Raw genomic sequence first — 23,567 nt, forward strand, 5'->3', positions numbered from 1 at the left:
TCTTCTACTCCTTTTTCCTGAACCAGGTAACCATGCGTACGATTGTTCCTACGCCTACCTCGCTCTCTATAGTTAATTCGTCTACATTCTTTTTCATATTGGGCAATCCCATTCCTGCCCCAAACCCCATTTCACGCACAGCCGGCGAAGCCGTGGAAAAGCCTTCCTGCATGGCTTGCGGAATATCCGGAATGCCGGGACCTTCATCTTTCAATGTCAGCGTAATCTTATCCGCATCCAGTTCTGCCGCCACTTTCCCACGCCAGGCATGGGCAACAACATTCACTTCCGCTTCATAGAGCGCCACGACCACTCTCTTGATGACACGGGAATCGATCGATAACTGTTTCAGTATCTTCTTTATCTGGCTGGAAGCATATCCGGCCTTCGAGAAGTTTCCTCCTTCCAATTCAAACGTTAGCTGCATATCCTCTCCTTTCTTTAATAGACCGGCACAAGACCGCTGCAATACAACTCGCCAGCCACATGATACATGGAATGACAGGTTTCAAGCAAGATCATATTGTTCTCGGACGCAAGTTGCAACATCTCCGGCGTAGCTTTCTTGCCACGGACGAAAAGGATACAATCGACATCGGCCATTTCGGCTGTACGGATCGTTTGCAAATTGCAAAGTCCGGTAATGAGAATCATTTCATCACAGCACAATGTCAGAACGTCGCTCATCAGGTCGCTGGCAAAAGCACATTGTACTTCATGACCCAGCTTATCGTTTCCACATGCCACGGTCGCATCGGTAAGTTCTTGTATTTGCTGAATCTTCATAATCGCATGCAAGGTTTAATTTCGTGATGCCAATGTAAGAAATATTTTTTAATAGATGTCTGTTAGTCTATATTAATTACTATCTTTGTTCCAAAACGAAGATAAGCTGCGCCTCGACATAAAAAATGAACTCGTTCATTTTATTCTGTTCTCAGCTTGCATTATCTTTGGTAGCAATAAATAAAATTCTATTCTTATGTTTAGTAAAGAAACCTATATGGGCCGCCGGGCCAAACTAAAACAGACAATAGGTTCAGGCCTGTTGCTTTTCCTCGGAAACGATGAGTCGGGAATGAATTATGCAGACAACACCTATCACTTCCGCCAGGATTCCACGTTCCTGTATTTCTTCGGGCTTCCTTATGCCGGTCTGTCCGCCATTATTGATATTGACAATGATAAAGAAATCATTTTCGGTGACGAACTGACGATCGATGCAATCGTATGGATGGGAACTCAGCCGACACTGAAGGAGAAAAGCGAAGCAGCCGGTATCACCGAAGTTCGTCCCTTCAAGGAAATTGAATCGTATCTGAAAGCAGCACAACAGAAAAGCCAGCGTATCCATTACCTGCCGACTTACCGTGCGGAACATCAGATCAAACTGTTCCAATGGCTGGGTATCGTGCCGGGAACGGAACAACCTTCGGTGCCTTTCATCTTCGGCGTAGTAAATCAGCGTAATTATAAGACTGCGGAAGAGATTGTCGAAATCGAAAAGGCTTGTGTGGTTACTGCCGACATGCATCTGACTGCCATGCGCACCGTACGTCCGGGAATCCGTGAAAGCGAAGTGGCTGCTGCCGTGGCTGAAGTGGCTTATGCGAATGACTATCAACTCTCCTTCCCCATTATCGCAACGATCAACGGGCAGACGCTGCATAACCATGATCATAGTAATATGATTAAGAGTGGCGATATGTTGCTGCTCGATGCCGGTGCGGAAACGGAAATGGGATATGCGGGTGATATGTCTTCTACCATTCCGGCTGATTCCAAATTCACGACTCGCCAGAAAGATATTTATGATATTCAGGTAGCGGCTCACGAAGCGGCTGTTGCAGCGTTGCGTCCGGGTATTCCTTTCGTCGATGTGTACGAACTATCCTGCAAAGTCATTATGGAAGGTTTGAAGGATCTTGGTTTTGTCAAAGGCGATCCGATGGAAGCTGTAAAGGCCGGAGCTCATGCAATGTTCATGCCTTGTGGCCTGGGACACATGATGGGATTGGATGTACATGATATGGAAAACCTGGGTGAAGTATATGTGGGATACGACGGACAACCGAAGAGTACTGAGTTCGGCCGTAAGTCTCTCCGCCTGGGACGTAAACTGGAACCGGGATTCGTTCTTACTATCGAGCCGGGTGTCTACTTTATCCCTGAATTGATGGATCTTTGGAGAAGCCAGAATAAGTTCACCGAATTTATCAATTATGAAAAGCTGGTAACTTACAAAGACTTCAGCGGTATCCGCAACGAAGAAGATTATCTGATTACAGAAGACGGTGCCCGTCTGTTAGGAAAGAAGATTCCTTTACACACGGAAGAAGTGGAAGCACTGCGGTAAATAAGAAATAGTTGAATATAAAACAAAACGCCCCATAAAGCATGTCTAATCTTTACGGGGCGTTTATATTTCTAGTCGTTACCTGATCAATAAGCAAACATATCTGCATTAACCGGCAGTTCTTTGCCATCAGCCGTCAAAACCTTTAGCTGAAGCATACCGCCATTATGGTCGAAATACTTAACTTCAATCGGATGAAGTCCCTTTGCCAATGCTTTCTGTCCGGTTACTTCACGGGGTGAATGAGGACCGTCATTGTCAACAACCAATTCTCCGTTAATCTTCAATGTACTGCCATCGTCAGACAACAGGTTGAAAGTATAAATACCATCTTCCGGAGCATTGAAATATCCTGTAACGACCAAACCGATATTACCTTTCACTTCTTTCGGGATAGTCACTTCAGATATTTCATACGTACCGTTTACCGGAGCATTATCAATATCGGCACATTTGTTACCTTTAAACTCATGCCATACAGCCTGCAAACCTTTCTTGGAAGGTGTAGCATCCGCAGCCGGAGCATATTCGCTCTTAACGTAACGCGTCTTCACGATATCACCTTTCTTACCGTTCGGACGGAAAGAGCGGAAAGTGAAGTCTGTCGTTTCCGTAACCTTGATCGGACCGTTATACTGAGGCGATTCCAAAGTCGGGATGCTGCCATCCGTTGTATAATGGATTTCAACACTTGGATCAAGACAAGTAATTGCCACTGTACCTTCACCGATAAATGCATTTGTGTTGTTGAATCCTTCCAGGTCCGGCATACGGTAATTTACATTCATGATATTCAAACGCGGGAATTGCTTTACCAGTCTTTCTTTAAATCCATCCCAGCTTTTTACGGAAGGATCGCTCCAGGCCAGTTCTGCCAATGCCATCATACGGGGCATAATCATATATTGTATCCGTTCGCGGGATGGGATATATTCGCACCAGAGATTTGCCTGCATACCCAAAATCAATGCTTTCTGTGCATCATTCAACGATTCAAGCATCGGATTGTAATTGTATACACCAGACAATGAATTTTTATCCTGCTGATAGTCAAAATAGAAATTAGCATTCGGAGTCATGATTGCGTGGTTGCCTTGTGCCGTTGCGTCAGGAACTGCATTCGGACTCCAGGTACGCCACCACATGATTGTTGCCGTCGGAGACAAACCGCCTTCCAGGATTTCATCCCAGCCGATCATTTCTTTTCCGTTATCGTTAAAGAACTTCTCCATGTTATGAACAAACCAGGACTGCAACTCTTCTTCTGTCTTCAGTCCGTTATCTTTCATTCGTTTCTGGCAATCAGGACATTTCTTCCAGTTCGTTTTTTCTACTTCATCGGCTCCCAGATGGATATATTTATAAGGGAAAAGCGGAATGATTTCGCTATAAACATTCTTACAAAATTCAAGAGCCGAGTCTTTACCCGGACAAACCGGAGAAGAAAAAGTCGTTCCCCACCCTGTCTGATTAAAACAAGAAACACCTGAATAATTACTTACCGCCGCCAGCATATGTCCCGGCATGTCTATTTCTGGAACTACATCGATACCACGTACACCGGCATATTCAACGATTTCTTTAATATCTTGCTGGGTATAGAAACCTCCGTATAAAGTATCGCCCTGAGTGATACGTAACTTTTCAGCCGGAATTTCATAATCGGGATTATCCTGCTCTTTTGCTAATCTCATGCACTCCCGGTCATGATTGTTAAAGGTACGCCAAGCCCCTTTCTCTGTCAGCAACGGGTATTTCTTTATTTCGATACGCCATCCCTGGTCGTCGGTCAGATGCCAGTGGAATTTGTTTAGTTTGTAAAAAGCCATCATATCCAACAGTTCCTTCACTTCTTCTTTAGTAGAGAAATGACGGGAAACATCCAACATCAACCCTCTCCAACCGAAACGGGGTGCATCAGTGATCTGAACAGCCGGAACACTCCAATTAATGTCCTTTACCACCGCTGGCGACTCTATCTCTGCCGGCAAAAGCTGGCGAAGAGATTCAATACCGGAAATAACACCGCCATAGGTATTTCCCTTGATCTGAACTTTACCGGAAGTAACGTCCAAAGAATAGGCACCTTCATTTTGACCGGCAATATCACTTACAGCTAAAGATATATCACCGTCTCCCTCGCGTACATTATATATATAGCCGGTTGAACGGGATAAAAGGCCGGAAAGATAGTTTGCAGCCGGCAATAATTGCTTATCGGCAACACCGATTGTCATGCCATCTTTCAAAGTAAACTGCCCATTGGCATTCTTAATCTCTTTGGGAATAGGAATAATAGAAACATCATGTGCCACAGGGGTCGTGGGTGAACATGAACTCAGCATTAAAGCTCCGGTCAGGGAACATGCTGCGATAAACTGTCTGTACATTTTAATGTGTTTATTTGTTTGGTAATAAATTAGAAAACAAAAATACAATAAAAATCCGGTTTACAGTCCATTTTTAAGAGAATGCAGACTTGTTTTATTAAGACAGTTTAACGCCAATATTACGAATCGTTCGTAGAATATTGTATCTTTGTTCATACTTTGTTATTAGTCACTCCATAATAGATAAGCCATGAAAAAATTAACCTATATCCTGTTAGCCGGTATTTTATTTTCCTGTTCGGGAGAAACGAAACAAACCGCGGCAGAGGAGAAAACAATCGACAATATCATCCGTTTGGGAGATGCTATTAATCAGATACGCGAAGTTAATTTATCTGAATTGGTAGATAGTATTACTTACCTCCCACTTGAAACCCGGAAAGAATGTTTGCTTAGAAATACAAGTTGGTTCAATTATTCTCCTCCGTATATTATATGTAGCCGCACTGTTTTTGATTTGAATGGAAAATTTGTCCGGACCATAGGTCGTATCGGGCAAGGTCCCGGAGAAGATCCCGCTCTCTATATGGGATCGCTTTTTACAAAAGGCCATTTCTATTCTTACGGTCATAAACTGATCGAGTATGATGAAAACGGTAAATTTACCGGTAATGAAATACAGTTATTATCGAATACAAAATCAGAATTTGAAGCACCTGGACAATTAGGTAGAATTGGATGGATCAACGATTGGGCTCCGGCAGGAAACTCTCTTTCAATGTACAATCTTCCGGACACAGTCTACACTGTAGATCATAACTTCAAAATCATACATGCAGAACGTGTCATCCCTTCTTCCATACCTAAAATAAGACTTAATAATGTCAGTTATTCAGGTATTAAACGAGCTTACACCTGCAACTCGGACAGTGCTCTTTTTTACAACTATTATAATGATACCATTTACAGGGTAAAAGAAAACGGTCTGTCTCCCCGATGGATCATTGATTTAGGAGAATATAAAATACCGAATGAAATTTCACTGACGCGGCAAAACGAACTTTTCGACGAGTTGATGATGTCTGTCCACAAAACCAGAAATAGCGTAGACCGAAAAGCTGCTCTTAAAAGCTATCTTGATAATTGCGAACTTACCCGCCTGACAAAAGGAAAAAAATGGATCAATGCTGTTTATGACACAGATCATTATATATTCATTATCTGGAATGAGAATATTGTCAGTCCGGTTCTCCGGGATATGGAAGATCAGGCTTACCCACAAATCGCTTATTACGATAAACGAACAGGCGAAACCGTTGCAGTAAAAGGTCGAGGTTTTATTGATGATATTCATCATAAAGAAACATTCTTCCCTCGTTTCGGAGTTTACGATAATCAATTGTTTGCCTATTTCTGGCCATACGAATTACATGAGTACATAGAGGAAAAACAGGCGGCTGGTAATAAAGTAGACCAAGCATTACTCGATTTATCCGGAAAAGTAGATGATGAAGATAACCCGATCTTTATGATAGCCCACTTGAAATAACAAAAAAAGAGCTGTTCCTCGTTGGGCGGAACAACTCTTTTTTAAAATAATAATCTACTGATTAAATTCTATTCAAAATGTCAGTCAGTTTATCCGGAGTAACATTTGCTGCAATAATAACTCCTTTGTCGTCAATCAGGAAGTTCTTCAAACCTTTCTGTAGGTTAAACTTTCCATACAACGCTGACTTTTTTCCAAGTCCTTCATGAAATTGCTTTGTGCCGCTAAGCCTATCTGCCTTTACCGTCTCGGTAAAGATTGATTCTTTCTCGTCGAGAGAAACAGAATACATGGCAATTTTGTCTGAACTTAGTTTGTTTACTTCATTCCATAATTGAACGTTACGGACCCGCGATTCAGCATCGTAAGCTGCCCAGAAATTCAGCAACGTGTAACGTCCGGAATGATTTTGGAAACTGAAATCACTTTCGCCTCCCAAAGACTCTATTCTCGGAGCCAGATCACCAGGATTAGTACCCACGGTAGGTCTTGCTTCTTTTGTACCGGATGACATTGTTGCCAACGCAACCGTTACAATGAGAACATAAGCTCTTACCTTCATAATTTATTATTTACGTTAAACTTAATCGGACGAGACTCTCCAACAGCTTACTTACCGGTCTGCGGGCGGTTTTCGTCTGCCATCCTTTATGTCCGACTCCTGATTTTCAGGAAGTAAACAAGCGTTTCTCCTTCGCTAAGGAGCTACTTTCTTGTTCTTAACGCTGGCAAAGATAAGCGCAAAATACCTTTACCTCCAAACGATATAACATAAATCGACTAAAAAGCAAGATTTTTTATATGTTTTATCGCATGAAAATCCACTAAAACGGTTGCTTTATAACATAAATTTAGGATTAGGCATAGGGATAAATACGAATAATCTTTCACTTTTCTTCAAATTAAACCTAATTCAGCCGCTTTCCGGTAAAGAGAATCCGAAAATAAAAAACCCGGCTTGAAACCGGGCTTTTTTATTTTACTAATCATCATACGGCGAAGGCATCGGCATCCCTTCCTTGATATATTCATCGTAAACAATTGTTGGATGGTCCTGTAATGATGTTCTGTTATACTCTTCTTTGAAATTATCGCGACGGAAGTTCTTCAGTTTGAGGTTTTCCGAACTGTAGGTTCGCAATGTTTCTTTTTTATTACCTGTCAACGAACTTTCAATAACTACCGAATCAAGAATGTTCATTTTAGGAGTCAATGTAGGGAGTAAGGTCTGCTCCAGCAGTCCTCTGTAGGCTCCGATATACTCGCACCAGCAAGAATCACCCCGTTTAAAAACACGGTAGGTGTAATTTGACCATGCCGTACGGACGTGAATCTCATGTTCCCAGATCTCGATACAAGCTTCTGAATCATAATTAGGGTCTTTGATAGTAACCCTCTCCAGTCCATGCGTTTTTTCCACTACTGTTGTTTGCCATTTGTCTGAATGCCGTACTTCGGCAATAATCTCAGGCAGCTTTTCCTTAATTTCAAACTGAATCTTCATCTCATTTGCCTGCCAGTCAGGACTTATTAAGGTTGCCAGGTTCTAAATTAAATATAACGTCTCTGTAAAAATAACAATTCCATTTGAATTTTTGTTTATCTAAATGCCATTATTTGCATATAACTTATTTACCTTTGCCTTATAAAACAAAAAACATGGGACAAAAAGACGAAATTATACTGATAAATATAAACGGAGCCGACCGTCCGGGGGTTACTGCCGCCCTGACAGAGATACTGGCAAAGAATAATGCAGTGATTCTCGATATCGGCCAAGCTGATATCCACGACAACTTATCACTGGGAATTCTTTTCCAGAGTTGCGGAGGTAATTCCGGAGATATCCTGAAAGAGTTACTTTTTAAAAGCTATGAGCTGGATGTGAATATCCGTTTTAATCCGATCACGGAGCAAAAATACAGGAAATGGGTTGATATGCAGGGAAAGAACCGTTATATCATCACTATTCTGGGAAGAAAGTTAACTGCAAGACAGATAGCGGGCGTAACCCGTATCGTTGCCGAACAGGGAATGAATATAGATGACATCAAACGTCTGACCGGCCGTATTCCTTTGGATGAAGATGCCCGTACTCCCAAAGCCAGCGTCGAATTCTCTGTACGTGGAACTCCTCGCGACAAAGAGTTGATGAAAGCAGAGTTCATGAAGCTCTCGGCCGAACAGGTAATGGATATTTCTTTTCAAGAAGACAGCATGTATCGCCGTATGCGTCGCCTTATCTGTTTCGATATGGACTCAACTCTTATTGAGACTGAAGTAATCGATGAGTTGGCTGTTCGTGCCGGTGTCGGCGACCAGGTCAAAGCGATTACCGAATCCGCCATGCGGGGAGAAATTGATTTCAGCGAAAGTTTCCGCCAACGTTGTGCCTTATTAAAAGGATTGGATGTCTCCGTTATGCAGGAGATTGCTGAAAACCTGCCCATTACGGAAGGTGTCGACCGTCTGATGCGTATCCTCAAAAAGGTTGGTTTCAAGATCGCTATCCTCTCCGGTGGATTCACCTATTTCGGTAACTACCTGAAACAGAAATACAATATTGATTATGTATATGCCAATGAGCTTGAAGTTGAAGACGGAAAGCTGACAGGACGTTATGTCGGAGATATCGTAGATGGCAAGCGGAAAGCAGAACTACTCCGCCTGATCGCTCAGGTTGAGAATGTCGATATCCGTCAGACCGTAGCTGTCGGTGATGGGGCAAATGACCTGCCGATGATCAGCATTGCCGGGTTAGGTATCGCTTTCCATGCCAAACCAAAAGTAAAAGAAACAGCCAAGCAGTCCATCTCCACGATCGGTCTGGATGGTATTTTATATTTCCTGGGATACAAAGATTCCTATTTGGACGAACAAATGTAATTAATAAAAGCGTTTATGGTAAGACACATTGTAATGTTTAAGCTGACGGAGTTTGCAACTCCTGCCGATAAACTGGCAAAAATGCAGGAAATCAAAACAGGTCTGGAAGCGTTGATCGACAAGATCGATGTTTTACGTTTGATCCGTGTCGATTTCAATATAAACCCCGAAGAAACCTGGGACGTTATCCTGACTACAGAACTCGATTCGCTCGAAGATGTAAAGACATATGCCAACCACCCTGAACACGTAGCTGTTTCAAAAGGGATTATCGGCCCGGTAAAAGCCGACAGAGCATGTGTTGATTATGAATTCTAAATAACACTTCTCTTTTATGAAGGAGTTTGATATTGAAGAACGTGTAAAAATTGCCGTTCAGAATTTTGAGTCGGGATACAACTGTGCGCAGTCGGTATTTCTGGCTTATTCGGATGTTTTTGAACTGAACCTGGAAATGGCAAAGAAGATGTCCGTATCTTTTGGTGGTGGCGTTGGCCGGATGCGGGAGGTGTGCGGAACAGTCAGTGCCATGGCTATGCTGGCCGGATTCAAATATCCGGTATTGGACCAACAGGATCAGGAAGCCCGAACAAAGAACTATGCAATGGTTCAAAAAATGTCCGACCTGTTCAAGGAAAAGCATGGTACGATCATTTGCCGCAGCCTTTTGCCTGCCGCAGAAGCCAGCCAGACTGCTCCGCAACCTTCTGCAAGAACGGCTGAATATTATGCAAAACGTCCTTGTAGTAAATATGTGGAAGATGCAGCCCGCATAGCAGGACGAATGCTGAAAAACGAATTGGATTGATGGCTCAGGCCATCAATCTTATTTGAGAAACATATCCCAATGTCCTGATCTCACTGAATAAATTCATATAAGACGACTGGGCTTTCACATTCACTTTATAGGTTATGATAGACTTGTTCTGTTCATAAATAGATTCAAAGGAAACACTTACAATATAAATGTTCTTTGATTCAAGAATTTTGCGGACAGCCTTTAAATCAGGAGTTGCGGTCGTACAAATAATCGTCAGGATCTTATTTACCCCATTCAGGAACATTCTTTTTTCAAGTCTTTCAAGGCTAACCAATATAACTAATGTAAGGCCTGTCCCAATCAATGCCGGAACATACATCCCCGCTCCCACAGCCAAACCGATTACGGCAACAACCCAGATACAAGCCGCTGTTGTCAATCCATGAATACTCCCATGGCTTTGCATAATAGCTCCGGCACCTAAAAAACCGATACCGGTAAGTACCTGGGCAGCAATACGTCCGGGATCACCATTCAGGAAGTTAGGATAACATTGCGGTATCCAGATAGATATCAGCATAGCTGCTGCCGACCCCATACAGATAAGTGTAAAGGTTCGCATTCCGGCTTCCCGGCGGCGAAACTGACGCTCCACACCGATAATCGCACCTAGAAAGAAACTGACTAATAATTTCACAGCCGCAGTAGTCGGAGTTATAGTTGTATTCTATAATATATCATTAATTTGGTCAATCATATTTTTCTTCTTTATTTATTGGCAAATATAACTATTTATTTGAATATCCCTATATACTTTTCACAAGCTGTATCCCTTTAGAAAAAGGCTTTATCGTTTCAATTATTTAGGGTAAATTTGCCGGCTTAAAAGATAGCTTATGAAACAAATATTGAAAGAAAACGGTGGACTTCCACCTTTGATCCTCTGGACATTATCCATTGTTGCCGGTATTTCGGTCGCCAATCTATATTATAACCAGCCTCTTTTAAATATGATACGGCATGATCTCGACGTATCTGAATTTACGACCAATCTGATCGCTATGGTTACACAGATTGGTTATGCTTTAGGATTGTTATTCGTTGTGCCACTGGCAGATATGTATAAACGCAAAAAGATAATCGTCACCAATTTTGCTCTTTTGGTACTTTCACTTTTATGCATTGCCACAGCGCCCAACATTCATATAATCCTGACTGCTTCATTATTTACAGGCATTTGTTCGGTAATACCACAGATATTCATACCCATCGCCGCCATTTATTCAAAACCGGAAAACAAAGGACGTAACGTAGGGCTGGTCGTTTCAGGATTATTATCCGGAATATTGGTTTCACGAGTCATTAGCGGAGTGGTTGGAGAACTGTTCGGCTGGCGTGAAATGTATTACATTGCTGCCGTGCTGATGGTTGTGTGCAGCATCGTAGTGGTTACCGTTTTGCCGGATATACGCCCTACTTTTAAAGGAAAATACGCCGACCTCATGAAATCTCTTCTATCCTTAGTAAAGGATTATCCGGCTTTACGGATTTATGCTGTCCGGTCAGGATTGGCTTTCGGTTCTTTTCTGGCTATGTGGTCGTGTCTGGCATTCAAAATGGGACAAGCACCTTTCTTTGCAAACAGCGATGTGGTTGGTATGTTGGGACTTTGCGGCGTAGCCGGTGCCATGTCGGCCTCATTGGTTGGTAAATATGTCAGGAAAGTAGGAGTCAGAGCTTTTAATTTCTGGGGATGCGGTTTGATACTGCTAGCCTGGTTATTACTTTATTTCGGAGGAAACTTTTATACCTCTATTATAGCCGGCATAATTATTATAGATATTGGCATGCAATGCATCCAGTTAAGTAACCAATCCAGTATTTTCGAATTATGCCCGGCAGCCTCCAACCGGGTTAATACTATATTTATGACAACCTATTTTGTCGGAGGTTCGTTGGGAACTTTTCTTTCCGGAACCGCCTGGCAGCTGTTTGGCTGGGCCGGGACTGCCGGTGTAGGAGTCTTTCTTTGCTGTGCTTCTCTATTGGTTACTTTATTATCCGCAAAGAAAATATAAAAATACGCTTATCCATATCCGTAGAAAAAAACGGAGAGACTTATTTATCAAGCCTCTCCGTTTTCTATTAATGGATATATCCTTTTATTTTTTCGATATTTCAATCACCCGGCTAGCCAATTGCCTACCGGAAAATACCGGAATACCGACTTTCATTAGATATTCACCGGAATACGTCTTTCCGTTACATTTTAATATAGATTTGGTATCTGGGAGCAAATTGATCTCTTTTATCTCATACTGAGCTTCCGGAGCCAACCCTTGCAAACGTACAGGTTGCAACGTTTCCGCATATCGGGGATGGATATCGAAAGCGAAAAGAACAGCCTTATCCGTCGCTTCATTCACATACATCACAGCAGAATGATTTCCTTCGTAAGGAGATACCAGACGATACAGGTCGCCATCCAGAATAGTGTTACCCAAACGATTGAAATTCTTCACCGCCCCTTTGCAATACTCCTGTTCTGCCGGAGTCATATCATGAATACGGATATCAAAACCCAATTTACCCATCATCGCAACATCCGTACGGAATTTCACGCTTGCATTCTTATTCCAGCTTGTCACATGGGCAGCCATTGTCTTGGAAGGGAAGAAATGAGAATACCCCCACTGGATGAAGATACGTTCTATCGGATCCGTATTATCGCTTGGCCAAAACTCGGTGAAGTATTTCAACGCTTCATAATCAGAACGTCCGCCGCCACCGGAGCAAAGCATCATCGGCAGGTTCGGATATTTGGCTTTTACACGTTCCAAAACATTATACAATCCTTTTACATGTTCAATATATAAATGAGACTGCTGATCTTTCAGATAAGGAGAATAAATATTGGTAATCGGACTGTTGCAATCCCACTTAAAATAAGCGATACCCGGATATTTCGTCATCAGATTGTCTACAATTCCAAATACATAATCCTGAACTTTCGGATTACTAAGGTCCAATACCATTTGATTTCTGAAGTAATATTCATCTCTGTTCGGCAGATGGATTACCCAATCCTTATGTTTTTCATAGAGTTCGCTTTTGGGATTCACCATCTCCGGCTCAATCCATAATCCGAATTTTATACCTTTGTCGGTTGCCTCTTTCACCAGTTTACCGATGCCGTTCGGCAGCTTCGTCACTGTTTCATCCCAGTCACCCAAGCCCTGACGGTCACTGCTACGGGGATATTTATTGGCAAACCATCCGTCGTCCAACAGGAACATATCAACTCCCAGCGATTTGGCTTCGTCCATAATATCGACCAGCTTGTCTTCATTAAAATCGAAATAAGTGGCTTCCCAGTTATTCAGCAAAGTCATACGCGGTTTATCGCCGTCTTTTACCTGATATTTACGGGCCCATTTATGGAAGTCGCGGCTTGCTTTTCCTTTCCCTTCCGCACTGAAAGTAAAGATAAACTCAGGAGTCCGGAATATATCCTGCGGCTTCAACGAATATTCTGAAGCATAGTTGTTTATACCGGAAAGGATACGCAAATTATTCAAATTATCCACCTCAAAAGTAAAACGGAAATTCCCCGTCCAACCAATAGTTCCGAAAAGGACTTCTCCTTCATTTTCCTTTGATTCCTCATTCAGTGCCAGCAAAAAGAAAGGCGAATTGAACATATTGGCACGGCTTCCCAACTTGGTATCCAATACTTTTTTACCAAATGAAAGCTGTTGTTCCGTCATGTTGACTTCATGTGCCCAGTCTCCAGCAAATTCTGTCAGAAAATATTTACCACTGTTCAGATGAAGTAATGAAGATGCATAATTATAAAGTACAACCGGCTTCTTCTCCTGATGAGATATCTCGGTATATGTTTTGATTATATTTTCTTTGGCATAAGCAATAAAATGAAGATCAACCGTTACGGGATAAACGTCGTCTTTCAGTTTAATAACGGTTTCCGTAACACCCGGTTGCAAATCGCTGGTTTTGTAAGATACATACTTCAGCAACAGGGAAGGATTGCCGTCATTGTGCAATATCCGGATAGCCGGTTCGAAATAATCTTCCATACCATGTGTGATATAAGCCTCGCCAAGCATAGGCAACTGGTCGATATCACTATCAAAACGGAGTTTTTGCCCTACATATGATTGGTACAAACGCCCGTTATTACCTACTTTATAAATCAGACTGATATTGTCTGTTGTAATAGGAATAACTGTTTTATCGTTGGCTTTCAACGATATAGATATAACAATCAGGCAGATTAAAAGAAATAATTTGTTTTTCATTTCATTATTTTACTTGGTTTACAATACGTATTTACTCTACTTGAAAATTGAAAACAACTATCATACTATCATAATTTTCCTGCATCTTACTGTTTACTAAAGGTTTACACAGCTAAAAAACATCCTTCAACTATCATAAAACTATCATTATACTATCATACAACTGTCATGCTTTTCAGGATATAACCAGTGAGATCAATAGTGTAGTCAGTTATCCGATGATACTTGTATTTTTCATGAAACCTACTGTCTTTTTTGACAAAGGTAAGTATTAAAACAAATTGACACCCGGGTGTCAGGTACTTTGAGACCCGGATGTCGACTATGGTTACACCCGGGTGTATCTATCGGTAACACCCGGATTGGATAAATAATAAGTCCCTTTTCTTGTCAAATAAAACAAGGAAGTCTTTCTATTTAATCAATAGGTTTATACATCCAAAGCCCCTATAAGCTCTTTGGCAGATTTGAATCCATGTCTGTCCAGGTATTCATTCATGCCATCGATCACTTTTACAGAGACAGTCGGATCTATAAAATTATAGGTTCCAATCTGTATGGCAGTAGCTCCGGCCAGCATAAACTCGACGGCATCTTTCCAATTGGAAATACCTCCCAAACCGATGATAGGAATCTTAACAGCTTTGTAAGTTTGCCATACCATACGCAGGGCAACCGGCTTTACACAAGGACCGGAAAGGCCACCGGTTATTGTAGATAATATAGGTTTACGCTTCTCTGCGTCAATGGCCATGCCAAGCATGGTATTGATAAGTGAAACAGAGTCGGCACCTTCGGCTTCGACCGCTTTTGCTATCTCGGTAATGTCGGTTACATTAGGAGAAAGTTTTACAATAAGGGTCTTAGGATAAACCTTACGGACAGCCTTCACAACCTCGGCGGCACCACAGGTTGTAACCCCGAAAGCCATACCACCTTGCTTCACATTCGGACAGGAAATGTTAAGTTCGATAGCCGGAATTTTATCCAGCTCAGCTATTTTTTCTGCACATTCCACGTATGTTTCCACCGACGAACCGCTCACATTTACGATCATATGCGTATCGATATCCTTAATAGCAGGATAGATATGATCGACGAAATATTGTGCTCCTTTATTTTGCAAGCCTACCGCATTTAACATTCCGGAAGGAGTTTCCGCCATGCGGGGATACAGATTTCCTTCACGTGGTTGGATGGTTGTTCCTTTTACAAAAATACCACCCAGTCTTGAAATATCCATAAAGTCTGAATATTCGACTCCGTATCCAAATGTACCCGAAGCAGTCATTACCGGGTTTTTTAACTGCAAATTTCCTATGTTTACATTTAATTCAGCCATCTCAATTTCTCTATATTAAATACGGGACCTTCAGTACAAACACATACATGACCATCTTGGGTATTTTCCACACAGCATAGGCAAGCACCTATACCACAAGCCATTGTATTTTCCAGTGAGACTTCGCATGTGATCGATTCAGCGGCGGCATATTTGGCAACAGCTACCATCATCGGCTTCGGTCCACATGTGTAAATCCAGTCAAAATGAACATTTTTCAATACGGAATGATTTGTTACATAGCCTTTTTCACCCAAAGTGCCGTCTTCGGTAGTTATGTGAACAGTTCCTATCTTCGCAAACTCATCCAACTGCAACACATCATCCTTTGAACGGGCTCCCAACAGAAATACCGGTTCAAAACCGGCGTTCTTCAAGGCTGATCCCAGGCATAACATCGGAGCAGTACCGACACCACCGCCAATAAGCAGTAATTTCTGATTTTTATCTTCACTGGCAGGAATTGTAAAACTGTTACCCAATGGCAACATGATATTTACAATATCTCCGGGACGGTATTCTGCCATACAACGTGTACCATCGCCAACCAATTGGATAAGCAACCACAATTCGTTGGTTGTTCTATCTACAAAGTTGATTGAAATAGGCCGGCGAAGAAATGTTGTAGGAGAGTTATCCACGAGCACCTGAACGAACTGGCCGGGAAGCATTTCCGGCAAAGTGTCGTCGCAGGTTAACTTTAGCAGGCAATAATTTTTATGAAGGCGGTTGTTTTCAGTTACCTTCATATCTAACATGTACTTCTTCATATAATATGATTACTCAATTTCTATACAAAGATACATGAATAAGATGTATATAGCAATGTTGGGTTAGTCTTTCTTGTTTTTTTCGGGGGTAAAAGTCTCAAACGTATTATCTGAATAGAATATCATTATTTTGCTCACATTTCTGGATGGCTTATCCTGGCATACAATCTGTTCAATAACAGGCTGTTTAGTAGTGTTTACAGGTGTTTCAACCCTAATTTCCTTGCGATATTCGGGAGAATCTTGTACATTGGACGGAATTATCGTCGTATTTGTAAACAAATTGGGCTCAGTTAACACATGTTCACGCATCATAGTACCTTTACCAAATAAAAGCCAGTCGGAGTCTACGTATGTAAACCGTTCCAATATTTTAATTAGTACATCCAGGCTCGGATTATTTCTGCCGGATATAATATGCGACATAGCCGAACGTTGGATACCGATTGCTTCGGCAAATTTAGAAGGAGTCAATCCTTCGTGTTCCATTACTGCTAAAATACGTTCTTTCATTACCAAAATACGATTTATTTACCAAAAATCACTGCCAATCTGTCTGTTTACATGAATATAGTATAGAATTATATACCGATACAAATATAAATCATTATTTCCAATTGTGCAATTTATTTTTATAATCATATATGGATATATTTGTAACACGCAGTATAATAATGTGACGCACACTTTTGTAAACCCCTATAACAAGCCCCTAAAAGAGATTAAAGTAGCATTGATGATTTTATTAAATAAAAACCTGTTGTATAGGTGATTAAAGATTATTATTTTAGCTAAAATGACTTCTATTTCACATTTATATACGAGAATATTGCCATAAATTAATGTAAACGATTAATTTAATTAGATAACAGGCTGGGTTTTGATATTTTATCATACATATTTGCAATAACAGTATTTAAACCTATTTTTATTGATTTATATTAGTAATGTATATTGGTTACATTTGTATTTACACCACTATAGATACATAAGTAACGCACTTGTTTTATTTACGTAAACATATCTGATCTGACATAAATGTTACAGCAGACATATCTGTTATTGTTGTAAACAAGCAATACACTGTTGAAAAATGTTTCTGACAATTTGTCCTATCCTATGTGAATAATTCAGGAAGAAAGCGGATACTTTTGTATCCTTCACTCTAAAACTTGATTTTTTCGTGATATTTGTGAACAATTATACGGGAAGAAAGAAATATTGAATTCTCAGAGGGGTAAAATGTAAACTAAGCTATTGAAAAACAAAATAAAGAAGGTCATTTTGAAGGTTCATAAATCCGAGCATTCCAGAGAAATAACGATAAAAAACAAAAACTGCATGTGCACTAATTCAAATTTTTAGTGACACATACAGTTTTTCTATTGTTAAGTACATTTTATGCTAATGAAGAATTTTATATAATAATTCCTTGAGCAGATCAGCATCAGATGCGGAAGAATTATCTACCCCTTTCGATCTGGCATCGGTAGTCCGGATATCACTTATCAGATTAAAAACTTTCATAGCCGGATAATTTCTCAATCCGGTCATATAATCTTTTACCTGAAAAGTTCCTCTTAATCCTAAGGCTGTCATCAATCCGGTTTCCGATCTGTCTTTCGTATAATAACAAATCAACAGGTTGGAGAAATAATTAAAAATTACAGGAAGGGTCATCTGTATAGGATTACTTTTGGGGTTCTTTTCAAAGTACTGGGCAATCCGGTTTGCTTTTAAAACATCCTTTACAGCAAGTGCTTTTATTAACTCAAAGTTATTGTATTCTTTACTGATTCCTATATTCTGTTCTATCAGTTCCGGAGTGACGCGTTTTGGAGCCTTTTCAGGCAAGATCAATACCAGCTTGTCCAATTCCTTACTTAGACGGCTTAAATCGTTTCCAAGGAAGTCTGAGAGCATTTGAGCGGCCTTCTGATCGATTCCTATGGAACGTTGCTGCATAAATGAGACGATAAACCCCGGCATTTTATAATCCGGAATCTTTTTCGATTCGAATAGAATCCCGTTCTTTTCGGTTGCAGCGGCCAATGTTTTCCGCCTGTCCAGATTCTTATACTTATAGTTAACAACCAGCACAGTCGACTTAAGCGGATTTTTCACATAGTTGGTCAGCAATTCTATATCACGGACCAACTGGGCTTCCCGCACAACCACCAACTGATATTCCGACATCATCGGAAACCGGCGGGCTGCATTTATAATCATAGCCGCATCCGTATCCGCCCCATACATAATCATCTGATTAAAGTCGCGCTCGGATTCGGCAAGCACATTTTCAATAAGCAGGTCTGTTATCCGATCCATAAAGAAAGGTTCTTCACCCATTAATATATAAACGGGCTGGAACTTCTTGGCCACGATATCCCGGCATATTTCTTCAAACGTATTTTCTTTTTTTGCCATAATAAAGACTTAATTATTACCAACTAAAACGGATGTGGCGTACCGTTTTCTTCTCATCTATGATCTGATGGAGTGCTTCAATACCCAATTTCACATGTTCCGGAGCAAAGCTACGGGTAACGATACGGTCGCTGGCTTCTGTTTTTACACCGTCTTCCTCCATCGGCTTATCCGAGATCATCAGTAAAGCACCGGTCGGAATCTTGTTTGCAAAGCCGGCAGTGAGTAATGTGGCGGTCTCCATATCTATGCCGGTCGCATGTGTCCGCTTCAAATAATCTTTGAATGCCGTATCATATTCCCAGACACGCCGGTTGGTTGTATAAATCGTCCCGGTCCAGTAATCTTTTCCCTGGTCGCGGACGGCAGAAGAGATGGCACGCAACATGGAAAAAGCGGGAAGCGAAGGTACTTCCGGCGGCAGATATTCATTGGAAGTTCCTTCTCCACGGATCGCTGCAATCGGAAGAACATAGTCTCCCAGATTATTAGCTGTTTTCAATCCTCCGCATTTTCCCAGAAACAGCACAGCCTTGGGGGTTACAGCCGATAAAAGATCCATGATCGTTGCAGCATTTGCACTTCCCATCCCGAAATTAATGATAGTAATACCTTCGGCCGAAGCATTCGGCATCGAGCTTTTCAGTCCGAGTATAGGAACATTAAAATTCTCGGCAAATAGTTCTACGTATTTGGTAAAGTTCGTGAGTAGTATATACTTATCAAAATCTTCCAGCTTACGTTCCGTATAACGAGGTAGCCAATTTTCAACGATTTCTTGTTTTGTTTTCATAAATCATTACCTTTGAGGGTATAATTATTGTGTATAATATAAACGACAAATATAATAAATGCTGTCATTAAACTTACCAACATTCGCTGCGAAAGTAAAGGAAAAAGACGGGAAGCACACTATATTCGATCCCGTACGCCGCAAATATGTTGCACTGACTCCTGAAGAATGGGTCCGCCAACACTTTGTAAATTATCTGATTACGCATAAAGGATATCCCAAAGAACTATTAGCAAATGAAGTTCCATTAAAATTAAACGGAACATCCAAACGATGCGATTCAGTCGCATACAACCGCTTTTTAGCCCCTTTAATGATCGTAGAATACAAAGCCCCCACCATTGAGATAACGAGTGCTGTATTCGATCAGATAGTACGTTACAACATGGTGCTGCATGTACGTTACCTCGCAGTCAGCAACGGCATCAGCCATTTCTGCTGTAAAATAGACTACGAAAATTTCACTTATTCTTTTCTGGAAGGTATCCCTGAATATAAAGAGCTGGAATGAGAAAAACAGATAAGAAGAGACAATAGCTTTATTCTTATTTACCTGAAAACAGACAGATAAACAAATATTACATTTTTTACACAAAGCATCTCCCCTTATCCTTCAACGTATGGTTGCCGGACAAGGGTTCGTCAGCCCAACCAGTGACTGTAATTCCTTATCAGAAATTTAGTTTGAAATATATGCGGCATCATGCAGACCTTATATTCAGTTGTTCCTTCCTGTTCCCCCGCAAAAACAGAATCGGAAGCAACCGGAATTAATCGGGTCGCATTATCAGTTTGAAAAAACTGGCTTATTTCACCTGTGACAACAGGCAAACACAAAAAAACCAACACTCCCAGGAGCATTGTCATCCAAAATTCTGAAGTATATATAGTAATAAACTGGTATAGCATTTCCGTATGTTAACAATTATACGGAACAAACATAGCAATATTTATTTAATAAACAAACATTTACAGAATAAATATTGCTATTAGGAGTATTTTTTATAAAACAGAAGCGGTTCTGTTATGATAGATAGCGATAGAATCGATTCTCGGCGTATCCGCTTTATGGATATACACTGAATTATCAATCCCATGGATCGGCTGGCTGATTTCTTCTTTTTCATTGAAAAGAAGAGAGTAACCCAGTATGACTGCAAAAAAAGATAAAATCAACGGCTTCATAATCTTGCTCAATTTTTATGTCTCTATTAGCTAAGATGTAATAAGAACGAAAAATGCTGCATGATATTACATAGGAAAGTACATTTTATTCGTTTTTCTATAGAAAATTTGTTGAAATTCAGGTTTCAGAACTATATAATAAATTGGGTATATGTATTTTATATGGCTTTTTAATAAATAGAACAGAAAAGAAAAAAGGGAAGAAAACTTTAATTTTCCTCCCTTTCCGTTATGTAGATCTATAATCGACCTTTCAATTATGCACCGAAGTCATCGAAATGTAACATTTCACGAGGTACACCCAGATTGTCAAGCATATTTTCTACAGCTTTCGACATCGGGCCCGGACCACACATGTAGTATTCGATATCTTCCGGAGCTTCGTGATCCTTCAGATAAGTATCGTAAATTACCTGATGAACGAAACCGGCTGTATATTTTACTCCGGCTGCATCAGCAGCTGGATCAGGACGGTCAAGCGCCAGATGGAATGTGAAATTCGGGAATTCCTTTTCTATTTCCAGGAAGTCCTCCAGATAGAACACTTCGTTCAAAGCACGTGCACCATAGAAATAAGACATCTTGCGATCTGTAGTCTTCAGTGTCTTAGTCATGTGCATAATCTGAGCACGCAACGGAGCCATACCGGCACCACCGCCGACCCACATCATTTCTCTCTTAGAGTCGAAGATCGGATGGAAATCACCGTAAGGACCGCTCATTGTTACCTTGTCACCCGGTTTCAGGGTAAAGATATAAGAAGAAGCGATACCCGGCATTACATCCTGGAATCCAGGACCCTGTTCTCTCGGTTTGAAAGGAGGAGTAGCGATACGTACAGTCAACATGATACGGTCGCCTTCAGCAGGATAGTTAGCCATTGAATAAGCACGGATAGTCGGTTCAGTGTTCTGGCACTTCAAGCCGAACAAACCGAAGTTCTTCCATGCTGGCAGGTAACCTTCACCGATCAGATCTTTATCGATATCCTTGTCATAATCCATCGTATATGCAGGGATCTTGATCTGGGCATAAGAACCCGGAACGAAATCCATGTGTTCACCCTTAGGCAATGCCACGATAAACTCCTTGATAAAAGTAGCCACGTTCTTGTTGCTGATCACTTCGCATTCCCATTCTTTTACACCGAATACTTCATCAGGAACTTTGATTTTGATATCTTCTTTTATCTTCGTCTGACATCCCAGTCTCCAATGATCCTTGATCTGCTTACGGGAAAAGAAACCAACTTCCGTAGGAAGAATGTTTCCGCCACCTTCCGGCACCTGGCAACGACACTGTCCGCAGCTACCGCTACCACCACAAGCAGATGACAGGAAAATACCTTCGCTCTGAAGTGTATTCAATACGGTTCCCCCGATAGGAACGTCGTATTCCTTCTCTCCGTTAACAACCATCCTTACATTGCCCGATGGTATTAATTTTGCTTTCGCAAATAAAAGCGCACCTACAAGGATCAGTGTAATCACCAGGAATACAACCGCTCCCACTGCAATGGTAAGTCCGCCCGACATTAATATAATCATCTTTATTTTTGTTTAATGCGTTAATACTTAGATCTTAAGTCCGGAGAAGCACATAAATGCCATACCCATCAGACCGGTAATGATAAAGGTGATACCCAGCCCTTTCAAAGGCTTTGGAATATCTGAATAAGCTAATTTTTCGCGGATTGCAGCCATACCAACGATAGCCAGCATCCAACCGATACCAGAACCTAAACCGTATACAGTAGCAACTCCCACATTAGGAAATGCTCTTTGTTGCATAAACAGAGATCCACCCAGGATAGCACAGTTTACAGCGATCAGCGGCAAAAAGATACCCAGAGAAGCATACAGGGCCGGAGCAAACTTTTCTACAACCATTTCAACCAACTGCGTAAATGAAGCGATGATGGCAATGAAAATGATCAGTGAAAGGAAACTCAGGTTCACACCTGCATATTCAGCGCCCAACCAGCTCATGGCGCCTTCTTTCAAAATATAATTTTCGAGCATATAGTTAATCGGTAACGTACATACCAGGATGAACGTTACAGCCATACCCAATCCTAAAGCAGTCTTTACGTTCTTGGAAACAGCCAGGAAAGAACACATACCCAGATAGTATGCGAAAATCATGTTGTCTACGAAGATCGAGCGGACAAACGTGCTTAAATATTCTTCCATTCTATTATTCGTTTAATAGTTTGCATTAATTTTCTTGAAGTTCTTTGTTCTTTGAACGGTGAACCCATATAATCACGGCAATTACGATCAAAGCCATCGGAGGCAGAATCATCAAACCGTTGTTTACATAGCCGAAGTCGTAGAATGCCTGCGGAATCACCTGGAATCCAAGTAATGTACCTGAACCCAGCAATTCACGGAAGAAACCTACGATCACCAGAATCAAACCATATCCAAGACCATTACCGATACCGTCCAGGAAAGACTCCCACGGACCGTTACCCAGGGCGAATGCTTCCAGACGTCCCATCAGGATACAGTTAGTAATAATCAGACCAACGAACACAGAAAGCTGTTTGTTCACATCATAGGCAAACGCTTTCAAGACTTCACTTACGATAGTTACCAGCGCAGCAACAACAACCAACTGTACGATAATACGGATACGGTTAGGAATTGTATTACGCAGTAACGAAATAATCACGTTGGCAAAAGCCACAACAGCCGTCACGGAAATACCCATAACAATAGACGGCTCAAGTTTAGATGTTACAGCCAGTGCAGAACAAATACCCAACATCTGAACGATAACAGGGTTGTTTTTGCTCAACGGGCCTAACAGTACTTCTTTATTTTTACTTGACATTAATCCCATCTT

At 41.2% G+C, this 23,567-nt stretch carries 23 protein-coding genes; 7 read left to right on the forward strand and 16 right to left on the reverse strand.

What is annotated here, in order from left to right; translation table 11 throughout:
- Positions 1–4: 4 nt before the first annotated feature.
- On the reverse strand, positions 5–427 hold the full coding sequence (locus tag K6V26_RS09790) for an ATP-binding protein (RefSeq protein ID WP_007656804.1): 423 nt from the start codon (positions 425–427) through the stop codon (positions 5–7).
- A 14-nt stretch (positions 428–441) separates the two neighbouring features.
- Positions 442–786 (reverse strand): hypothetical protein, encoded by a 345-nt coding sequence (locus tag K6V26_RS09795; RefSeq protein WP_007656807.1) that lies wholly within the window; start codon positions 784–786, stop codon positions 442–444.
- Between the two features lie 196 nt (positions 787–982).
- On the opposite strand from K6V26_RS09795, the gene K6V26_RS09800 reads away from it, so the two are divergent.
- Positions 983–2,356, forward strand: coding sequence for an aminopeptidase P family protein (locus K6V26_RS09800; protein ID WP_007656811.1), 1,374 nt, complete (start codon positions 983–985; stop codon positions 2,354–2,356).
- An 86-nt stretch (positions 2,357–2,442) separates the two neighbouring features.
- Here K6V26_RS09800 and K6V26_RS09805 read toward each other — a convergent pair whose 3' ends face one another.
- Complete coding sequence (locus tag K6V26_RS09805; protein WP_224265245.1) at positions 2,443–4,746, reverse strand: family 20 glycosylhydrolase; 2,304 nt, start codon at positions 4,744–4,746, stop codon at positions 2,443–2,445.
- Positions 4,747–4,936: 190 nt separating this feature from the next.
- Between K6V26_RS09805 and K6V26_RS09810 the strand changes: the two genes are divergently transcribed.
- Entirely contained in the window at positions 4,937–6,235 is a 1,299-nt protein-coding gene (locus tag K6V26_RS09810; protein ID WP_224265246.1) for a 6-bladed beta-propeller, read from the forward strand.
- A gap of 61 nt (positions 6,236–6,296) precedes the next feature.
- Here the strand turns inward: K6V26_RS09810 and K6V26_RS09815 are convergent, their stop codons facing one another.
- Complete coding sequence (locus K6V26_RS09815; RefSeq protein WP_007656814.1) at positions 6,297–6,797, reverse strand: thioredoxin-like domain-containing protein; 501 nt, start codon at positions 6,795–6,797, stop codon at positions 6,297–6,299.
- Positions 6,798–7,217: 420 nt separating this feature from the next.
- Positions 7,218–7,739, reverse strand: a complete 522-nt coding sequence (locus K6V26_RS09820; RefSeq protein ID WP_007656815.1) for a hypothetical protein — start codon at positions 7,737–7,739, stop codon at positions 7,218–7,220.
- Between the two features lie 155 nt (positions 7,740–7,894).
- On the opposite strand from K6V26_RS09820, the gene serB reads away from it, so the two are divergent.
- From serB to K6V26_RS09835, 3 genes are read left to right on the forward strand one after another with little or no spacing between them, the layout of a single operon-like run.
- Entirely contained in the window at positions 7,895–9,121 is a 1,227-nt protein-coding gene (gene serB, locus K6V26_RS09825; RefSeq protein WP_224265247.1) for a phosphoserine phosphatase SerB, read from the forward strand.
- Between the two features lie 15 nt (positions 9,122–9,136).
- The gene (locus K6V26_RS09830) at positions 9,137–9,439 is read left to right on the forward strand and encodes a Dabb family protein (protein ID WP_007656822.1); all 303 of its coding nucleotides are present in this window, start codon (positions 9,137–9,139) and stop codon (positions 9,437–9,439) included.
- Between the two features lie 16 nt (positions 9,440–9,455).
- Positions 9,456–9,929: a C-GCAxxG-C-C family protein gene (locus tag K6V26_RS09835; RefSeq protein WP_010803089.1), complete on the forward strand. Its 474-nt coding sequence runs from the start codon at positions 9,456–9,458 to the stop codon at positions 9,927–9,929.
- 4 nt (positions 9,930–9,933) lie between these two features.
- Here K6V26_RS09835 and K6V26_RS09840 read toward each other — a convergent pair whose 3' ends face one another.
- Positions 9,934–10,599 (reverse strand): MgtC/SapB family protein, encoded by a 666-nt coding sequence (locus tag K6V26_RS09840; RefSeq protein ID WP_317197536.1) that lies wholly within the window; start codon positions 10,597–10,599, stop codon positions 9,934–9,936.
- Between the two features lie 178 nt (positions 10,600–10,777).
- Here K6V26_RS09840 and K6V26_RS09845 point away from each other — a divergent pair, with 178 nt between their 5' ends.
- On the forward strand, positions 10,778–11,959 hold the full coding sequence (locus K6V26_RS09845; protein WP_224265249.1) for an MFS transporter: 1,182 nt from the start codon (positions 10,778–10,780) through the stop codon (positions 11,957–11,959).
- An 84-nt stretch (positions 11,960–12,043) separates the two neighbouring features.
- Here the strand turns inward: K6V26_RS09845 and K6V26_RS09850 are convergent, their stop codons facing one another.
- The 6 genes from K6V26_RS09850 to K6V26_RS09875 form a co-directional block, all read right to left on the reverse strand.
- Positions 12,044–14,200, reverse strand: a complete 2,157-nt coding sequence (locus K6V26_RS09850; RefSeq protein WP_195585647.1) for an alpha-galactosidase — start codon at positions 14,198–14,200, stop codon at positions 12,044–12,046.
- A gap of 430 nt (positions 14,201–14,630) precedes the next feature.
- A complete protein-coding gene (locus K6V26_RS09855) occupies positions 14,631–15,542 on the reverse strand; it encodes a dihydroorotate dehydrogenase (protein WP_007656831.1) in 912 nt (303 codons plus the stop codon).
- On the reverse strand, positions 15,530–16,312 hold the full coding sequence (locus K6V26_RS09860) for a dihydroorotate dehydrogenase electron transfer subunit (RefSeq protein ID WP_007656832.1): 783 nt from the start codon (positions 16,310–16,312) through the stop codon (positions 15,530–15,532). The genes K6V26_RS09855 and K6V26_RS09860 overlap by 13 nt, the downstream gene beginning before the upstream one ends.
- Before the next feature lie 63 nt (positions 16,313–16,375).
- On the reverse strand, positions 16,376–16,825 hold the full coding sequence (locus K6V26_RS09865) for a helix-turn-helix domain-containing protein (protein ID WP_007656833.1): 450 nt from the start codon (positions 16,823–16,825) through the stop codon (positions 16,376–16,378).
- Positions 16,826–17,716: 891 nt separating this feature from the next.
- A complete protein-coding gene (gene holA / locus K6V26_RS09870; RefSeq protein WP_007656834.1) occupies positions 17,717–18,739 on the reverse strand; it encodes a DNA polymerase III subunit delta in 1,023 nt (340 codons plus the stop codon).
- Between the two features lie 16 nt (positions 18,740–18,755).
- Complete coding sequence (locus tag K6V26_RS09875) at positions 18,756–19,532, reverse strand: AMP nucleosidase (RefSeq protein ID WP_007656836.1); 777 nt, start codon at positions 19,530–19,532, stop codon at positions 18,756–18,758.
- 58 nt (positions 19,533–19,590) lie between these two features.
- Here K6V26_RS09875 and K6V26_RS09880 point away from each other — a divergent pair, with 58 nt between their 5' ends.
- Positions 19,591–20,043 (forward strand): type I restriction enzyme HsdR N-terminal domain-containing protein, encoded by a 453-nt coding sequence (locus tag K6V26_RS09880; protein ID WP_007656837.1) that lies wholly within the window; start codon positions 19,591–19,593, stop codon positions 20,041–20,043.
- Positions 20,044–20,534: 491 nt separating this feature from the next.
- Here K6V26_RS09880 and K6V26_RS09885 read toward each other — a convergent pair whose 3' ends face one another.
- The 4 genes from K6V26_RS09885 to K6V26_RS09900 form a co-directional block, all read right to left on the reverse strand.
- The gene (locus K6V26_RS09885) at positions 20,535–20,717 is read right to left on the reverse strand and encodes a hypothetical protein (protein ID WP_007656839.1); all 183 of its coding nucleotides are present in this window, start codon (positions 20,715–20,717) and stop codon (positions 20,535–20,537) included.
- Positions 20,718–20,974: 257 nt separating this feature from the next.
- Positions 20,975–22,264 (reverse strand): NADH:ubiquinone reductase (Na(+)-transporting) subunit F, encoded by a 1,290-nt coding sequence (gene nqrF / locus K6V26_RS09890; RefSeq protein WP_007656840.1) that lies wholly within the window; start codon positions 22,262–22,264, stop codon positions 20,975–20,977.
- Positions 22,265–22,291: 27 nt separating this feature from the next.
- Positions 22,292–22,909 carry an NADH:ubiquinone reductase (Na(+)-transporting) subunit E gene (gene nqrE / locus K6V26_RS09895; protein ID WP_007656841.1) on the reverse strand — a complete coding sequence of 206 codons (618 nt, stop codon included), beginning with the start codon at positions 22,907–22,909 and terminating at the stop codon, positions 22,292–22,294.
- A gap of 25 nt (positions 22,910–22,934) precedes the next feature.
- Positions 22,935–23,564 carry an NADH:ubiquinone reductase (Na(+)-transporting) subunit D gene (locus K6V26_RS09900; protein ID WP_044214429.1) on the reverse strand — a complete coding sequence of 210 codons (630 nt, stop codon included), beginning with the start codon at positions 23,562–23,564 and terminating at the stop codon, positions 22,935–22,937.
- Positions 23,565–23,567 lie beyond the last annotated feature (3 nt).

The sequence above is a fragment of the Parabacteroides goldsteinii genome (assembly GCF_020091425.1).
Classification (GTDB): domain Bacteria; phylum Bacteroidota; class Bacteroidia; order Bacteroidales; family Tannerellaceae; genus Parabacteroides; species Parabacteroides goldsteinii.

Bases quoted from the DNA above. Each gene is read 5' to 3' on its own strand.
- K6V26_RS09835 (WP_010803089.1), top strand. From the start codon at position 9,456: ATGAAGGAGTTTGATATTGAAGAACGTGTAAAAATTGCCGTTCAGAAT.
- K6V26_RS09815 (WP_007656814.1), bottom strand. From the start codon at position 6,797: ATGAAGGTAAGAGCTTATGTTCTCATTGTAACGGTTGCGTTGGCAACA.
- K6V26_RS09795 (WP_007656807.1), bottom strand. From the start codon at position 786: ATGAAGATTCAGCAAATACAAGAACTTACCGATGCGACCGTGGCATGT.
- K6V26_RS09810 (WP_224265246.1), top strand. From the start codon at position 4,937: ATGAAAAAATTAACCTATATCCTGTTAGCCGGTATTTTATTTTCCTGT.
- K6V26_RS09860 (WP_007656832.1), bottom strand. From the start codon at position 16,312: ATGAAGAAGTACATGTTAGATATGAAGGTAACTGAAAACAACCGCCTT.
- K6V26_RS09865 (WP_007656833.1), bottom strand. From the start codon at position 16,825: ATGAAAGAACGTATTTTAGCAGTAATGGAACACGAAGGATTGACTCCT.
- K6V26_RS09855 (WP_007656831.1), bottom strand. From the start codon at position 15,542: ATGGCTGAATTAAATGTAAACATAGGAAATTTGCAGTTAAAAAACCCG.
- K6V26_RS09875 (WP_007656836.1), bottom strand. From the start codon at position 19,532: ATGAAAACAAAACAAGAAATCGTTGAAAATTGGCTACCTCGTTATACG.
- K6V26_RS09885 (WP_007656839.1), bottom strand. From the start codon at position 20,717: ATGAAGCCGTTGATTTTATCTTTTTTTGCAGTCATACTGGGTTACTCT.
- K6V26_RS09880 (WP_007656837.1), top strand. From the start codon at position 19,591: ATGCTGTCATTAAACTTACCAACATTCGCTGCGAAAGTAAAGGAAAAA.
- K6V26_RS09850 (WP_195585647.1), bottom strand. From the start codon at position 14,200: ATGAAAAACAAATTATTTCTTTTAATCTGCCTGATTGTTATATCTATA.
- K6V26_RS09805 (WP_224265245.1), bottom strand. From the start codon at position 4,746: ATGTACAGACAGTTTATCGCAGCATGTTCCCTGACCGGAGCTTTAATG.
- nqrE (WP_007656841.1), bottom strand. From the start codon at position 22,909: ATGGAAGAATATTTAAGCACGTTTGTCCGCTCGATCTTCGTAGACAAC.
- K6V26_RS09820 (WP_007656815.1), bottom strand. From the start codon at position 7,739: ATGAAGATTCAGTTTGAAATTAAGGAAAAGCTGCCTGAGATTATTGCC.
- K6V26_RS09800 (WP_007656811.1), top strand. From the start codon at position 983: ATGTTTAGTAAAGAAACCTATATGGGCCGCCGGGCCAAACTAAAACAG.
- holA (WP_007656834.1), bottom strand. From the start codon at position 18,739: ATGGCAAAAAAAGAAAATACGTTTGAAGAAATATGCCGGGATATCGTG.
- K6V26_RS09790 (WP_007656804.1), bottom strand. From the start codon at position 427: ATGCAGCTAACGTTTGAATTGGAAGGAGGAAACTTCTCGAAGGCCGGA.
- K6V26_RS09830 (WP_007656822.1), top strand. From the start codon at position 9,137: ATGGTAAGACACATTGTAATGTTTAAGCTGACGGAGTTTGCAACTCCT.
- serB (WP_224265247.1), top strand. From the start codon at position 7,895: ATGGGACAAAAAGACGAAATTATACTGATAAATATAAACGGAGCCGAC.
- nqrF (WP_007656840.1), bottom strand. From the start codon at position 22,264: ATGATTATATTAATGTCGGGCGGACTTACCATTGCAGTGGGAGCGGTT.
- K6V26_RS09900 (WP_044214429.1), bottom strand. From the start codon at position 23,564: ATGGGATTAATGTCAAGTAAAAATAAAGAAGTACTGTTAGGCCCGTTG.
- K6V26_RS09845 (WP_224265249.1), top strand. From the start codon at position 10,778: ATGAAACAAATATTGAAAGAAAACGGTGGACTTCCACCTTTGATCCTC.